This is a genomic window from Nitrospina gracilis Nb-211 (assembly GCF_021845525.1).
In the GTDB taxonomy this organism is placed as follows: domain Bacteria; phylum Nitrospinota; class Nitrospinia; order Nitrospinales; family Nitrospinaceae; genus Nitrospina; species Nitrospina gracilis_A.
Map to the genome: position 1 here is coordinate 1,639,759 of NZ_JAKJKD010000001.1, position 13,028 is coordinate 1,652,786.

The 13,028-nt window shown below is 56.0% G+C and carries 15 protein-coding genes; 5 read left to right on the forward strand and 10 right to left on the reverse strand.

From position 1 onward, the window contains the following. Positions 1–157 precede the first annotated feature (157 nt). A complete protein-coding gene (locus J2S31_RS07790; RefSeq protein ID WP_237098522.1) occupies positions 158–781 on the reverse strand; it encodes a hypothetical protein in 624 nt (207 codons plus the stop codon). Between the two features lie 207 nt (positions 782–988). Here J2S31_RS07790 and J2S31_RS07795 point away from each other — a divergent pair, with 207 nt between their 5' ends. Beyond that, positions 989–1,414: an Lcl C-terminal domain-containing protein gene (locus tag J2S31_RS07795; RefSeq protein WP_237098523.1), complete on the forward strand. Its 426-nt coding sequence runs from the start codon at positions 989–991 to the stop codon at positions 1,412–1,414. On the opposite strand, the gene J2S31_RS07800 is transcribed toward J2S31_RS07795, so the two are convergent. After that, positions 1,411–1,839 carry an iron-sulfur cluster assembly scaffold protein gene (locus J2S31_RS07800; protein WP_237098524.1) on the reverse strand — a complete coding sequence of 143 codons (429 nt, stop codon included), beginning with the start codon at positions 1,837–1,839 and terminating at the stop codon, positions 1,411–1,413. The two genes, J2S31_RS07795 and J2S31_RS07800, sit on opposite strands and share 4 nt — an antisense overlap. A 74-nt stretch (positions 1,840–1,913) precedes the next feature. Continuing rightward, a complete protein-coding gene (gene nadC / locus J2S31_RS07805; RefSeq protein WP_237098525.1) occupies positions 1,914–2,756 on the reverse strand; it encodes a carboxylating nicotinate-nucleotide diphosphorylase in 843 nt (280 codons plus the stop codon). Between the two features lie 81 nt (positions 2,757–2,837). Between nadC and J2S31_RS07810 the strand changes: the two genes are divergently transcribed. Genes J2S31_RS07810 through J2S31_RS07825 form a run of 4 tightly spaced genes read left to right on the forward strand, consistent with a single transcriptional unit; the run spans position 2,838 to position 6,304 of the window. Next, positions 2,838–3,905 carry a DUF2157 domain-containing protein gene (locus J2S31_RS07810; RefSeq protein WP_237098526.1) on the forward strand — a complete coding sequence of 356 codons (1,068 nt, stop codon included), beginning with the start codon at positions 2,838–2,840 and terminating at the stop codon, positions 3,903–3,905. Further along, positions 3,902–4,780 carry a DUF4824 family protein gene (locus J2S31_RS07815; protein ID WP_237098527.1) on the forward strand — a complete coding sequence of 293 codons (879 nt, stop codon included), beginning with the start codon at positions 3,902–3,904 and terminating at the stop codon, positions 4,778–4,780. Before J2S31_RS07810 ends, J2S31_RS07815 begins: the two co-directional genes overlap by 4 nt. 7 nt (positions 4,781–4,787) lie before the next feature. Continuing rightward, positions 4,788–6,065, forward strand: coding sequence for a Glu/Leu/Phe/Val family dehydrogenase (locus tag J2S31_RS07820; RefSeq protein WP_237098528.1), 1,278 nt, complete (start codon positions 4,788–4,790; stop codon positions 6,063–6,065). 29 nt (positions 6,066–6,094) lie between these two features. Further along, entirely contained in the window at positions 6,095–6,304 is a 210-nt protein-coding gene (locus J2S31_RS07825; RefSeq protein WP_237098529.1) for a YgaP family membrane protein, read from the forward strand. A gap of 22 nt (positions 6,305–6,326) precedes the next feature. On the opposite strand, the gene hemC is transcribed toward J2S31_RS07825, so the two are convergent. From hemC to J2S31_RS07860, 7 genes are all read right to left on the reverse strand, one after another. After that, positions 6,327–7,280, reverse strand: a complete 954-nt coding sequence (gene hemC, locus J2S31_RS07830; RefSeq protein WP_237098530.1) for a hydroxymethylbilane synthase — start codon at positions 7,278–7,280, stop codon at positions 6,327–6,329. Further along, positions 7,280–8,554 (reverse strand): glutamyl-tRNA reductase, encoded by a 1,275-nt coding sequence (hemA, locus tag J2S31_RS07835; protein ID WP_237098531.1) that lies wholly within the window; start codon positions 8,552–8,554, stop codon positions 7,280–7,282. Before hemA ends, hemC begins: the two co-directional genes overlap by 1 nt. Position 8,555: 1 nt before the next feature. Beyond that, positions 8,556–9,347 (reverse strand): cytochrome C assembly family protein, encoded by a 792-nt coding sequence (locus J2S31_RS07840; protein ID WP_237098532.1) that lies wholly within the window; start codon positions 9,345–9,347, stop codon positions 8,556–8,558. 186 nt (positions 9,348–9,533) lie between these two features. Then, positions 9,534–9,998, reverse strand: a complete 465-nt coding sequence (gene nrdR / locus J2S31_RS07845) for a transcriptional regulator NrdR (protein WP_237098533.1) — start codon at positions 9,996–9,998, stop codon at positions 9,534–9,536. A gap of 6 nt (positions 9,999–10,004) precedes the next feature. Beyond that, entirely contained in the window at positions 10,005–11,258 is a 1,254-nt protein-coding gene (gene glyA, locus J2S31_RS07850; RefSeq protein ID WP_237098534.1) for a serine hydroxymethyltransferase, read from the reverse strand. A 1-nt stretch (position 11,259) separates the two neighbouring features. Then, on the reverse strand, positions 11,260–11,739 hold the full coding sequence (gene rpiB / locus J2S31_RS07855) for a ribose 5-phosphate isomerase B (RefSeq protein ID WP_237098535.1): 480 nt from the start codon (positions 11,737–11,739) through the stop codon (positions 11,260–11,262). A gap of 308 nt (positions 11,740–12,047) precedes the next feature. Next, a complete protein-coding gene (locus J2S31_RS07860; protein ID WP_237098536.1) occupies positions 12,048–12,944 on the reverse strand; it encodes a pentapeptide repeat-containing protein in 897 nt (298 codons plus the stop codon). Positions 12,945–13,028: the final 84 nt, after the last annotated feature.

Below are 13,028 nucleotides of genomic sequence, written 5' to 3' on the forward strand. Positions count from 1 at the left end.
CGGATCACCCCCGCCTGTTTTTTCTTATCCGAACGCTGAACGCCCACTCACGACCTTTCACTTTTGTGACGCGAGTGTCATAGAAAGTGATACCCAGTATGACGGGTGTCTTGGAACGTGGTTTTCAATAACGGGAGTGAGTGGCGGGTGCAGCGCCCTACCCTTTTTTCAGCGAACTTCCGCTGGTGCTGTCCCACTCCACCGTGTCCGGGCTGGAGACGTGCTTGGCCTTGGCCGACCAATGGTCCCACTTCACATTCAATTCGAGAATCTTCACGCACTGCTTGATGCCGTGCGCGCCGTAAAGGTGGGAACGCAGTTTGCCGAGATCCTCGATGTAAGTGTCGTGCTCCGACTTGTAACGATCCTGCGCTTCGGCGATGTTGGACAGGGTCTGCTCGGCCTGAAGGTTGTAGTTGAAGATGGTCTTCTTGATTTCCTCGTAATCGATCCCGTATGCCAGGTAACTCCACGCGCCGAGGCACAGCCCACCCAGAATCCCCAGAATCTGCTTGGCCCTTTTCTTGTTGAACAAAATTGCGGGGATGATGAATCCGAACGCCGCGAACAGGGCGTACTTGCTGACCGTCTCGTAAAATTCGAGAGGAGGCACCGACTCCCCACAGGGCCCGGCAGTGGGAGATTGGGCGAGGGCCCACTGCGCCTGTATCCAGGCCTCTCCGGCGCCAGCCCAGAGATTTTCCGGAAACATCAGGCACACCATCGCCCAGCCTGAAAACGCGAGCGAAAAAGAGATGCGGGAGACTGTCGGATTTTTCATGTGGGACGGGAAGTGCAAAAGAGGTGATTTGAAATTTCCGCCATAATGTATAAAATTGTGGCCTCATCGTCTAGCGAAATATTCCCCGGCAACTGCAGGGAATTGGCCGCTGTCATCAATACGGCTTTCACCCCACCCCGATCTTCCGGGGCGGTCCGATTGAAATCGATCAACATAAAATTTTTTCAGTGATAAAGGGAGCGGATTATGAGCGATCAACCCAGATTTGTGGACAATGGCGACGGCACCATCCAGGACAGCAAAACCGGGCTGGCCTGGGCGAAAAAAGACTCGTTTCAAATAGCCGGAGACTGGGTTAATTTTCAGGAAGCGCTTCAGTTCATCGACGAACTCAATAAGAAAGACTACCTGGGTTTTCATGACTGGCGCATGCCCGAGAAGGAAGAAATCATGGAACTCTACAATCCGGAGTTCACTTTGAATGCGCGTTCGAACAAGGAAATCCACATTTCCGATTTATTCGAACCGGGGTGCGGTATCGGGTCCTGGTGTCTGCCGTTCGATCAGCAGGCGGCATTTTACTTCGAGTTCCAGGGCGGCAATGCCCAGCACTACGATCAGGATTTCACGCAGGGGTATGTGCGCCCGGTGCGGCTGTGGCCGGATGACTAAACCCGGCCTTCTCTCCGGGCGCGGCTCATGCAGGACTCGATGCGCGGCAATTCTTCCGGCGGGTAGATGACGAGGTTGATCTCCACCTCTCCCGCTTCCGAGTAGTCAATCGAGGCGATGCGGTAGCGATCCGTTTCCACTCCCTCGGTCTGCCCCACATACTGTTGCAGGGCGGAATCCAGGGCATTCCATTCCAGATAAGTGAGGAACTGTTCCTCGGTATCGACGATATTCAGCTTTTCGATGAGGTCGCCGAACTGGATTTTCAGGATGTCCGCAACGGGTTGTCCGACGCACAGGTCGCGGTAGGTTTTGTCTGCGCCGATGTTGCGATTGCAGGTGATTTTATGAAAGGTGTAATCCAGCAACCGGTCTTCGGCGTCGAGCCGGACGGTCATCATGGCTGAACTGTCTTTGCAGGGCATGGTACTTCCTTCTCCGTTTTGAAGCCTCATTCCATTATACATGGAGAGGCCGGGCACAAGGAAGGGCCAGATCGTCAGGCAGAAAGCTCGAAGTTCATGCTGATGTCCACCGCGGGAGCGGAATGGGTGAGCGCTCCGACGGAAACGCAGTCCAGCCCCAGCCCTGCAAGCCGCTCCACCTTCTCCAGGGTCATGGTGCCGGACGCCTCGATGCGGGCGCGTCCGTTGATCAGTTTCACTGCCTCGGTCATGGTCTCCGGCGTCATGTTGTCGAGCAGGATGATGTCCGCTCCGCCTTCGACGGCTTCTTTCACTTCTTCCAGGTTGGTCGTTTCGATCTCGATCGCTCCCGCGTGTCCCGAGAGTTTCATTCGTTCAAGCGCGGGGCGGATGCCCCCCACCATCTTGATGTGATTGTCCTTGATCAGCACCGCATCGAACAGGCCGAAGCGGTGATTGGTGCCGCCGCCGCAGGCCACCGCGTACTTTTCGAATACGCGCAGGCCGGGTGTGGTTTTTCGCGTGTCGAGGATTTGCATGTCCCCCGCCCTCTCCACAAACGCCCGCGTCAAGGTGGCGATGCCACTCAGCCGTTGCAAAATATTGAGGGCCGTGCGTTCGCCTTTCAACAGCGCGGCGGCTTTGCCTTCGATGACAATCAGAGTCTCACCCTGTTTCAGAAAACATCCATCCTCGCGTTCGAGGGAAAACGTCACCCCCGAGTCAACACGGCGAAAAACAGTGCGAACGAGCTCCATGCCACAGACCACCAGATCCTGCTTGGCCACCATCTGCGCGCGAGCGAGAGCGGCGGGTTCGACCAGCGTGTTGGTCGTGATGTCGCCCGCTCCCAGGTCCTCAGCAAGGGAACGCTCGACCCACTCATCTATTTGCTCTTGTGTTGGTTGAGGTCTCATGTTCTCATATTAACAAGCCAATAAAGCCAATTAAATTAGCACAGAAACCCGCTGTGCGCCATGTTTAGGTAAGAGAGTTGGATGGACCGTTTCCCCAGTAAAAAGAAAGCACAGGAACGGGTGGATCGCATCCGGGCTTTCCAGAATGAGTTGCAGGAAATCGAAGGTTCGGGCCTGATTCGCCTGCCCTACGAAACACGGCGTTTGATCGAAAGCTATCATGCCGATCTGATCGCGCGGTTCAAACGACAATTCGATACGGACACCACCGCCGCGGAAAAACAGCTTTCATTGGGAATGCGCATCCTCACATTCCTCGGTGGGCTGGCCCTCTGCGCCAGTATCTTTTTCTTCTTTTACCAGATATGGGGATTGATCCCGGAGTCGGTGCAGATCGTCTCCGTCATCGCACTTCCCATCCTTGCGGTGTTGACCATGACATTTGCCGCCCACCGCGAGCCTTCGCATTACTATGCTTCCCTGATCGGACTGGTCGCTTTCATCGGATTCGTGCTGAACCTTAATGTCATGGGGTCGCTGTACAACATCACTCCATCGCAGAACGCATTTCTGGTCTGGGGCGCGTTTGCTGTCGTGCTGGCCTACCGCTTTGGCCTGCGGTTGTTATTGCTGGCGGGACTGCTTTGCCTGCTGGCGTATCTGTCGGCCACAGTGGGCGCATTTTCCGGGATCTACTGGCTTCATTTCGGTGAACGCCCGGAGAACTTCATTTTCGGTGGCCTGGTTTTGCTGGCCCTGCCGCTCGCCCTAGAGCACCGGCAGTATCCTCATTTCGTCTGGTTTTATCATCTCGTCGGCCTGCTTTCGATTCACATTGCCCTGCTCATCATGTCCTATTGTGGCCATTGCAGTTATCTGCTGGCTGAAGAGAACCTGATCGAAGTCAGCTACCAGGTGGCGACGCTCGCGGCCTACGGAATCACGGTATGGCTTGGCGTTCGCTTTCACTATACCGGCATCACACACATCGGCACCACGTTTTGCACTCTGTTTTTCTACACAAAGTTTTTTGACTGGTGGTGGGACGCCCTGCCGAAGTCGCTGTTCTTTTTTGTGCTGAGTCTCATCACCATTGGCCTGCTGGTGTTATTCCGTAATATGCGCAACCGGTTTCGGGAGGCGATATGAAACGCTACGGACTGGCTTTGGCTATCGGTCTGGTTCTGATCGCCAACGTCTGGGTGATCGCAGGTGTGGTGTACAACCGTTACGGCGAACCGGACGCCACCCTCACCCTGACGGAGCGGGAACTGCCCAAAGCCTGGCAGGAACGGGAAAACACCGGGCTGTTTCTACGGCTTACCTGGCAGATGCCGGGCTTTCAGAAACCGGGGCATTACAATCCGGAACCGGGTTGGTTCACCGCGGACAAACTGACCGCACTGGGTTTCCGGGTGGACATGCCGGTCAACGACACGAGAGCTTACGATTATTACCAGCATCAGCTTCCCCGCGACGCGTTCATCGTTTTGGAAATGGAAGGCCCGGCCTGGAAGCTGTGGCGGCAAGGTGCGGCGGCATATTATGGGTCTCTCAAGGCAGACCTCGAAAAAGAAACGGATGCGGAAAAAATCAAATCACTCAACCGGCAGATCGACAGTCTGAAACGAAGCATGGTCACGCAATCGCGCCTGTTTGCCGTCGATGCCGGACCCTCCGCCTCGCAGCTTCGGCAACGTTATCCGGACCGCTCCCGTTATCTCATCGTTCGGGGAATCGTACGGATACGAAAAACTTATTTGCCTTCCAACAAAAACAAAAAAGTTGGGAGTAACGATGCGGTTATAAACGGTTATATCCAGAAAATCCTTGTGGACAGCCTGCATGTTCCTCATTTGTTTCGGGATCAATTTTTGAGATTGGTTTCAAAACCCCGATATTGGAGCAATGCGCGCAACCGCCGCGTCGGTAAAAAAAATGACATGGAACCGCGTTATGCCGTTACTCTAAATTATGGGAGGCGGTTTGAACCATGGATTACAGAAATTGCAGAACTGAAATGAGGATGGTTTGAGTAAGATCAAAATTCCAGAAAAACTGGTGGCGGAACCCTGCGCCATGGAGTCGGGCAACCCACGCCATTTCGCCCCTTCTGACGACCAGCCGCCGCAAAACAAATACCAGATTGTGGACCCGAAAACGGGTGCCGTGTGGGGGTACGTCGTGGTGGACAGCACCCGGCGCGGCCCGGGCCTGGGCGGCATCCGCATCGCGGCGGACCTTTCGGTGTGGGAAATCATGCGGCTCGCCCGCACCATGACTCTGAAAAACAGCGCCGCCAACCTGCCCTTCGGCGGGGCCAAGTCGGGCATCGCTTTCGACCCGAATAATTTTGGCCGGGGACAGGGGATGAAGCAGGACCTCATCGGCGCGTTCGCGGAAGCCATCTTTCCCATCGACAGCTACATCGCCGCTCCGGACATGAGCACGGATGAAAACGACACCCAGCGCATCTTCCAGTACAACACGGAAATGCTGGGCGACCCCTACCACGGACGCGGCGCGGCGGGGCGTCCCTTCGCCAAGGGCGGAGTGCCCATCGACAAATGGGGCCTCACCGGACACAGCCTTTATTCCGCCATCAAGACACTGGAAGGCATCGATCCCAACTTCCAGATCAAAGGTGCGCGCGTTGTGATCCAGGGTTTCGGCAACGTCGGTAGCGCGATCGGCAACAAGCTGACCGAAGAAGGCGCGCTCATAGTCGGAGCCTCCGATGTCAGCACGGCTCTGTGGAATGCCAAGGGACTTCAGGTCCGTGAGCTCAACCAGGCCCGGGGCAATCCCAAAGGCCTGGCGGCGTACCGTGGGCAGGTGGACAAACGATTTTCAAATGGCAACGTGTCCCGCCTGCTGGAAGCGCCCTGCGACATCCTGATTCCCGCCGCGCGTCCGGATGCCATCACCGCACGCAATGCCGACCGCCTGATGTGCGGGAGAATCTTTCAGGGCGCCAACACCCCCAGCAACAAGATGACCGAGTACTACCTTGAGAACCGGAGGAAAATCCTGTCCTACACCGACTTCATCGTCAATTGCGGCGGTGTGATCGGATGCGCGGTGGAGGTGAAAATGACACAGGATGAGGCATACCGGGAGCGGGTCCTGGGCATGGGAAACCACGGCCGGCCCTATGTGGAGAACCTCATTTTCGAAACGGTGAGCCGCAATATCCTCACCATCACGAAAAGGTTGAAAGAGCGCGCCAGCAAAGATATTATTTTCCGTGAAGAAGCCACCCGGCTGGCAGAAGAGCGGCTGGGTAAGCCGGAAGAATACTGGCTGTGATTTTCAACGGAAAATAGAAAGGAAATACGATGACCTACAACGTCGGCCATGTGGACAGGTTGATTCGAATGATGCTGGGCGTGGCCCTGTTGCTGAGCGGGTTGACCTCCGGCGGATTCTGGGGATGGACCACGGCGCTTGTGGGCGTGATCATTGTCATCACGGGCATGGCTGGAAATTGCTTCATCTACTCCATGTTTGACATCAGCACCTACTGCCCGCCCCGCAAAAGAAGCTGAACCGCATCAGCGGTTGATCCGCTCAGCGGTTGTAGATTTCGTCGAGGATTTTCCCCGCGCCCTGCCCGAGGACATCCAGAGCGCATTCGTCTCCCAGCTTGACCGCGTCCTGAGTGATGCCGGACCTCTCGGCTCGGAAAATCTGCTTGCCGTCGAGACTGCCCACCATGCCGCGGACATGAATGCGGTTGCCGTCCACCGTGGCATAAACGCCGATGGGCACCTGGCATCCGCCTTCCAGCCGGTGTAGAAAAGACCGTTCCGCCTCCAACGCCGTGTGCGTGTCGTCGTGTTCGAGCGGCAAAAGGCGGTCGATCACGCCGGGGTCGTCCTTGCGCGTTTCGATACCCACCGCACCCTGCCCGCCTCCGGGCAACATGATCTCCGGCGGAATGCATTCGGTGATGCGGTCGGCCATCCCCATCCGCTTCAGTCCCGCCGCGGCCAGAATGATGGCATCGAGATTTTCTTTTTCCATTTTATCGAGACGGGTGCCGACATTGCCGCGCATGGGCACGATCTCCAGATCCGGCCGGTACGCCAGCAACTGAGTGGTCCTGCGAAAACTGCCCGTGCCGACTTTCGCTCCCTGCGGCAGTTCGTCCAGCTTCTTGCCGTCGCGGGAGATGAGAGCGTCCCGCGGGTCTTCCCGTTCCGTGATGATGGACAACCCCAGCCCGGGCGGCAGTTTCATGGGCACGTCCTTCATGCTGTGCACGGCGATATCGACTTCATTCCTCAGCAGGCTTTCCTCGATTTCCTTGGTGAACAGCCCCTTGCCTCCCACCTTCGCCAGCGGCACGTCCTGAATCTTGTCGCCGGAGGTTTTGATGGTGATCAGCGTTACAGCAATGTCCGGGTGTTCCTCCTCCAGCAGGGACTTGATCCAGTTGGCCTGCCAGAGTGCAAGCGGACTGCCCCGCGTGCCGATACGAATTTGATTTATTTTGTATATGGATGCAAATAAGGGGTCCATTAATCGTCCAGGTGAAACAGGTCGCGAATGGCTTTCAGATAAGCCTGCCCTTCGGAAGTGCGCGTTTTCTCCTTCAGGTTGACCGTGGGTTTGTGAAGAATTTTATTGATGATGGAGAGCGTCATCTGTTCGAGGGCATTCTTGTCCTCACCGGACAGGTGATCGAGACGCTTGAGGGTTTTGTCCAGTTCCCGCCGCCGGATGTCTTCAGCTTTCTGACGCAGGCCAACGATGGTGGGCACTGCGTCCCGCGATTCCAGCCAACTGTTGAACTTGACCACCTCGGAGTGAATGATCTCCATAGCCAGTTCGGCCTCCTTCTCACGTTCCTTCATGTTGGCATCGACGACGCTCTGCAAATCGTCAATATCATAAAGGTACACGTTTTCGAGATCGTTGACCTCCGGGGCGATGTCGCGCGGCACGGCGATGTCGATCAGGAACATCGCGCGGTTCTTGCGTTTGTGCAATGCCTCCTCCACCATCTCTTTGGTGATGATGAAGTTGGGCGCGGCGGTGGAGCTGATAACGATGTCAGCCCGGTACAACTCTTCTTTAAACTCGTCAAACCCGAGCGCACTGCCGTTCAGGGTCTTGGCCAGGCCTGCGGCGCGCTCGTATGTACGGCTGGCGACATACACGGTTTTGAGCCCGTACGTCATGAGGTGCCGTGCGGCGAGTTCCGCCATCTCGCCCGTGCCCACCAGCATGACGGTGTGGTTCTCCAGATTGTCAAAAATCTTCCGCGCCAACTCCACCGCGGCGGAACTGATGGACACCGCGCTCTCGGCGATGCCGGTTTCCTCGCGGATTCGCTTGGCAACGTTGAACGCTTTCTCGAAAAGCTGGTTGAGGAAAATGCCCGTGGTGCGAAGCGAACGCGCCAGGCTGTATGCGTCCTTCACCTGCCCCAGAATCTGTGCTTCGCCGACGATCATGGAGTCGAGGCTTGCCGACACGCGGAACAGGTGCTCGATGGTTTTGTCCTCGGTGTAGGAATAAAAATGTTCGTCGAGGACGTCGAGGGGAATCTGGTGGTAGTCGGAGATGAAGCGTTTCAGCCTCAGCACACCATGGTTGATATCCTTCACGCGGGCGTAGATCTCCACCCGGTTGCAGGTGGAGATGATGAGGTTCTCCTCGATCTCCGGAAACTGGTTGAGTTTTTCCGAGGATTCCTCAATCGTGCCCTGGGTGAACGCCAGCCGCTCCCGCAGCTCCACGGGGGTGTTCTTGTGGTTGACTCCGACGATTACCAGATTGTTGTATTCCATATCAAACGTGCAGAAGGTAACTGAACATGACCGTGATGAATCCCAAAACGGAGCCCCATGCCGCTTTCCGGCCCCGCAGTCCCGTCATGAACCGTCCGAAAAATACGACGCCGTATATGATCCATCCAACCACCAGCGGCCATGTCTTGACGATGTCCCACGAAAAGAACGGCGACTCCGTCGTCTGCGTGGTCCAAATGCCACCGGTCAAAAAACCCAGCGTGAACAGGGGAAACCCGATCGCCACCACCTTGAAATTGAGTTGGTCCATCGACTCCAAAGGCGGCATGCGAAAGTACATGATGCCCAGCTTCTTCGATTTCACCTGCCGTTCCTGAATGAGGTACATCAATCCCACCGCAAAGGCGATGGCGAAAGCCGCGAACCCCAGGATGGACAGCGTGCGGTGCAGGGTCATGAGGCCCCGGAACTGAGATTCCGGAAACTGCACCACTTCTTCCGACAGGAACGTCGCGTACAAAAGGATCAGAAAGGCCAGGGGGATGACGAACGACCCCAAGTCCTTGATCTTGTATTTCCAATGGGTAATAAAGTACACCACAACCACCACCCAGGAAAAGAAAATTGCCACTTCAAAGGATGTGGTGTAAGGGCCGTGTCCCGTCTCCTGCGAACGCAGGCCGATGAGCACTGTATGAAAAAACAAGCCCACTGCGGCGGTGGCCGTCGCCAACGACGACACGAACTGCCGCCGGTATATCAAATAAACGAAATACTCCAAGGAAGCCATCAGGTAACTGATCATGGCGATATTGAAGGTCAGGACTTTCATGTCATATCTGGTGACGCGGGAAAAGGAAGGTGCATCGTACCACGATAACCAAGGAATTACAATGGTTTAGGGCACAGTCCGCCTTTGTTCCTCGGGTTGGGCTTCCCTTCGATTATAAAGAAAAACCGGGTGGGGGAAAAAGCCTTTTGAACCGGGCAGGATCTGGTGATCCGAAGACCCGTCCCGCTAATGATCTTCCTTGTTTTTGACGAAGTTCCTGAGTTCGGATAAAAACTCGTTGGCATCCTTGAAGTCCCGGTACACCGAGGCAAAACGGACATAGGCGACGCCATCCAGATTGTACAGCTCCTTCACGACCTTCTCGCCGACGGTGACGGCGGAGACCTCCTTGTCCCCGGATTCCTGGAAGTGCTTTTCGATCCGGTCCACGATCTCTTCCATCTGCTCGATGCTGACGGGACGCTTCTGGCAGGCTTTCTGAATGCCGGACATGATCTTGCGGCGGTCGAATTCCTCTCGCCGCCCGTCTTTCTTGACGACAAGCAGCGGCGTGGTCTCGATGCGCTCGTAGGTGGTGAACCGCTCACCGCAGTTCAGACACTCTCGCCGGCGGCGGGTCATGTCCCCTTCCCGGTTGGTGCGGGAATCAATGACCTTGTTTTCCATGTTGGAGCATTTAGGGCATTTCATCGAGATTCAGTACTTGTTGGAAAGCTCCATGTGAAACGGGTACTGCTCGCAGAGGTCCCGCACCTGCTTGCGGGTTTTCTCGATGTAGGCGGCGTCGTCCACATGCTCCAGCACGCCGACGATCATCTTGCCGATCTGCTTCATCGCGTCTTCCTTCATGCCGCGGGTGGTGAGCGCCGGGGTGCCGATGCGGATGCCGGAGGTGACAAAGGGACTGCGCGTCTCGAACGGCACGGTGTTCTTGTTGACGGTGATGCCCGCCTGGTCCAGCGCCTCTTCCGCCTGCTTGCCGGTGATGCCCTTGTTGTTGAGGTCCACCAGGATCAGGTGCGTGTCGGTGCCGCCGCTGACGATCTTGAACTCGTGCTCCTTGAGAAAATCAGCCAGGCACTGGGCATTCTTGATGACCTGCTTCTGGTACTCGACGAAATCCGGCTGCAGGGCTTCCTTGAAGGCCACTGCCTTGGCGGCGATGACGTGCATCAGCGGCCCGCCCTGAATGCCGGGGAAAATCTTCTTGTTCACTTCTTTGGCGTATTCCTCCTTGCAGAGGATCATGCCGCCGCGCGGTCCGCGCAGGGTTTTGTGCGTGGTGGTGGTGACGAAATCGGAATACGGCACCGGGCTGGGATACAGCTTGGCCGCGACCAGTCCTGCCGGATGCGCGATGTCGGTCATGATCTTCGCGCCCACTTCATCCGCGATCTCACGGAAGCGTTTGGCGTCGATCACCCGCGGATAGGCGCTGGCCCCGACGACGATCATCTTCGGCCGGTGTTCTTTGGCCAGCCTTTCCACTTCGTCGTAGTCGATCACTTCGGTTTCTTTATTAACGCCGTACTGCACGACCTTGTAGGTATAGCCGGAAAAGTTGACCGGCGCACCGTGGGTCAGGTGTCCACCGTGAGACAGGTTCATGCCCATGATGGTGTCGCCGGGTTCGCACACGGCGTGGTACACCGCCATGTTGGCCTGCGAACCGGAATGCGGCTGTACGTTGGCATGCTCCGCGCCAAATATCTCCTTCGCCCGGTCGATCGCCAGCTGTTCGGCGATGTCCACGTATTTGCACCCGCCGTAATAGCGCTTATTAGGGTAGCCTTCGGCATACTTGTTGGTCATCACCGAGCCCACCGCTTCCAGCACCTGGGGGCTTACAAAGTTTTCGGAGGCGATCATCTCCAGCGTGAAATTTTCGCGGTCGATCTCGCCCTTGATGGCTTGTGCGATTTCCGGGTCGAATTCAGATAGAAGTGACAATTTAAAGTTCTCCTTTGCTGAGCATTTTTCCGATATTGTTGATCTTTTCCAGCCGCCGGCCGTGGCGCCCACCTTCAAACGGCGTGCTCATCCAAGTGCGAACGATCTCGTAGGCAAGTCCCTTGCCGATCACCCGCCCGCCCATGATGAGGATGTTCGAGTCGTTATGCTGGCGGCAGAGCTTGGCCGTGTACACATCGTTGCACAACGTGCCGCGCACTTTGGGGAACCGGTTGACCACAATGGACATACCGATGCCGGTGCCGCACATAACAATGCCGCTCAGGTTTTCGTCCTCGGACACCATGTTGGCCACCTTGATGCCGTAATCCGGGTAATCCACCTGGTCGGATGAATCCGGGCCCAGATCCGTCACTTCCACACCATCGGCCCGCATGGCTTCAATAAGCGACTGCTTCAGCTCGAATCCGGCATGGTCGGAGGCGATCACTATTTTTCCAATTTTGTTTTCTCTGTTCATACGGCCTTATCTGCTTCCTTGGTTGCGCTGGATAGTTTCTGGGTTCATGACGGGAGGATCGATTCGCCCGCATCGAGAGTAGAAGGAGTCACCAGAAGGGACCGCCGGAGAACCGGGGGTTCCGCCAGTCGGGCTGGAAGACCGGCATTGAACCTGACCGGCCCATCTTAACAGATTGCGCCCGGTTTCGGGAGCACGCCTGCGAAATAACCCCTTCCCAAAAATTTCAAAACCAAAGCCCGCTCAGCTACTGAATTAAAAAAATAAACATAACTATTTGAATTTAAATAGAATATTTAGCGAGGCGCTCAGTTGCGAGCTTTGCACACAAACTCCGTTTTGGAGGTCCATTCCACTTCCAGATAGTGGGGCAAAACCGTGCGTTTGTCGATTTTAGCTTCGTTGATTTGCTCCGCCGTCAGGTTCCCCGCTTTTTGCAGATTCGCTCCGTGCAGAATGGTCCCCTTGAGTTTGGCGCCCGTCATGTCGGTCTCGCTGAAATTGGACCGCTCCAGGTCCGCCTGCGAGAAGTCGCAATTCGTCATTTCCGTACTGATGAAATTGGACTGCCCCAAAAGCGCCTTCTTGAAGTTCACGTTTTCCAGGGTAGCCACGCTGAAATCGGTCTGGTTCAGGTTGGCGCTATCGAAATTGACATTCTTGAGTTCGGATTCCCGGAAGTCCACCCGCACAAGGCGGATGAAGCTGAGGTCGGAGTCGGTGATCTGGATGCCACGAAAGGTGGAATGGGTAGCATCGGCCTGGATGAACTGGCACTGGACCATCTCCGCCCCGCTCAGGTCCGATTTCGTCAGTATGGACTTGTTGATCTGGCAATTCTCAAACCGCGTTCCACGAAAGCTGGTATTTGCCAATTGAAGCCCGTTCAGCACGATTCGGATCAGCTTTGCGTCCTCGAACCGTGCCTGCGTCAGGTGACTGCCGGTGAACTTGCAATCGGTCATCACCGCTTCCATGAACTTGACCCCCAACATGTCCGAGCGGCGGAAATCGATGGCGGTCAACGTCGCCTGGCTCATGTCGGTGCGCATCAGGTTGGCGTCGGTCAGATCTGCCTTGCTCAACTGAATGCCGGAGAGATCGGCGGCGACCAGTTCATGTTTGGCCAGCTGCAGTTTTTTTCGCAGGTCCTCTTCGGATAAATTCGCGGACCTCCAGCCAGCCTCCATGCTTTCTTCTGACATAGTGTCTCCTATTTCCTCATTCGAACAAATCGCGAATATACTATCATGGACGCTCCAATGTTGATGAAAGGAAATTGCACCTTC

Excerpts from the sequence above, each read along its gene's own strand:
- J2S31_RS07790 (WP_237098522.1), bottom strand. The coding sequence starts at position 781 with ATGAAAAATCCGACAGTCTCCCGCATCTCTTTTTCGCTCGCGTTTTCA.
- J2S31_RS07795 (WP_237098523.1), top strand. The coding sequence starts at position 989 with ATGAGCGATCAACCCAGATTTGTGGACAATGGCGACGGCACCATCCAG.
- J2S31_RS07800 (WP_237098524.1), bottom strand. The coding sequence starts at position 1,839 with ATGCCCTGCAAAGACAGTTCAGCCATGATGACCGTCCGGCTCGACGCC.
- nadC (WP_237098525.1), bottom strand. The coding sequence starts at position 2,756 with ATGAGACCTCAACCAACACAAGAGCAAATAGATGAGTGGGTCGAGCGT.
- J2S31_RS07810 (WP_237098526.1), top strand. The coding sequence starts at position 2,838 with ATGGACCGTTTCCCCAGTAAAAAGAAAGCACAGGAACGGGTGGATCGC.
- J2S31_RS07815 (WP_237098527.1), top strand. The coding sequence starts at position 3,902 with ATGAAACGCTACGGACTGGCTTTGGCTATCGGTCTGGTTCTGATCGCC.
- J2S31_RS07825 (WP_237098529.1), top strand. The coding sequence starts at position 6,095 with ATGACCTACAACGTCGGCCATGTGGACAGGTTGATTCGAATGATGCTG.
- hemC (WP_237098530.1), bottom strand. The coding sequence starts at position 7,280 with ATGGACCCCTTATTTGCATCCATATACAAAATAAATCAAATTCGTATC.
- hemA (WP_237098531.1), bottom strand. The coding sequence starts at position 8,554 with ATGGAATACAACAATCTGGTAATCGTCGGAGTCAACCACAAGAACACC.
- J2S31_RS07840 (WP_237098532.1), bottom strand. The coding sequence starts at position 9,347 with ATGAAAGTCCTGACCTTCAATATCGCCATGATCAGTTACCTGATGGCT.
- nrdR (WP_237098533.1), bottom strand. The coding sequence starts at position 9,998 with ATGAAATGCCCTAAATGCTCCAACATGGAAAACAAGGTCATTGATTCC.
- rpiB (WP_237098535.1), bottom strand. The coding sequence starts at position 11,739 with ATGAACAGAGAAAACAAAATTGGAAAAATAGTGATCGCCTCCGACCAT.
- J2S31_RS07860 (WP_237098536.1), bottom strand. The coding sequence starts at position 12,944 with ATGTCAGAAGAAAGCATGGAGGCTGGCTGGAGGTCCGCGAATTTATCC.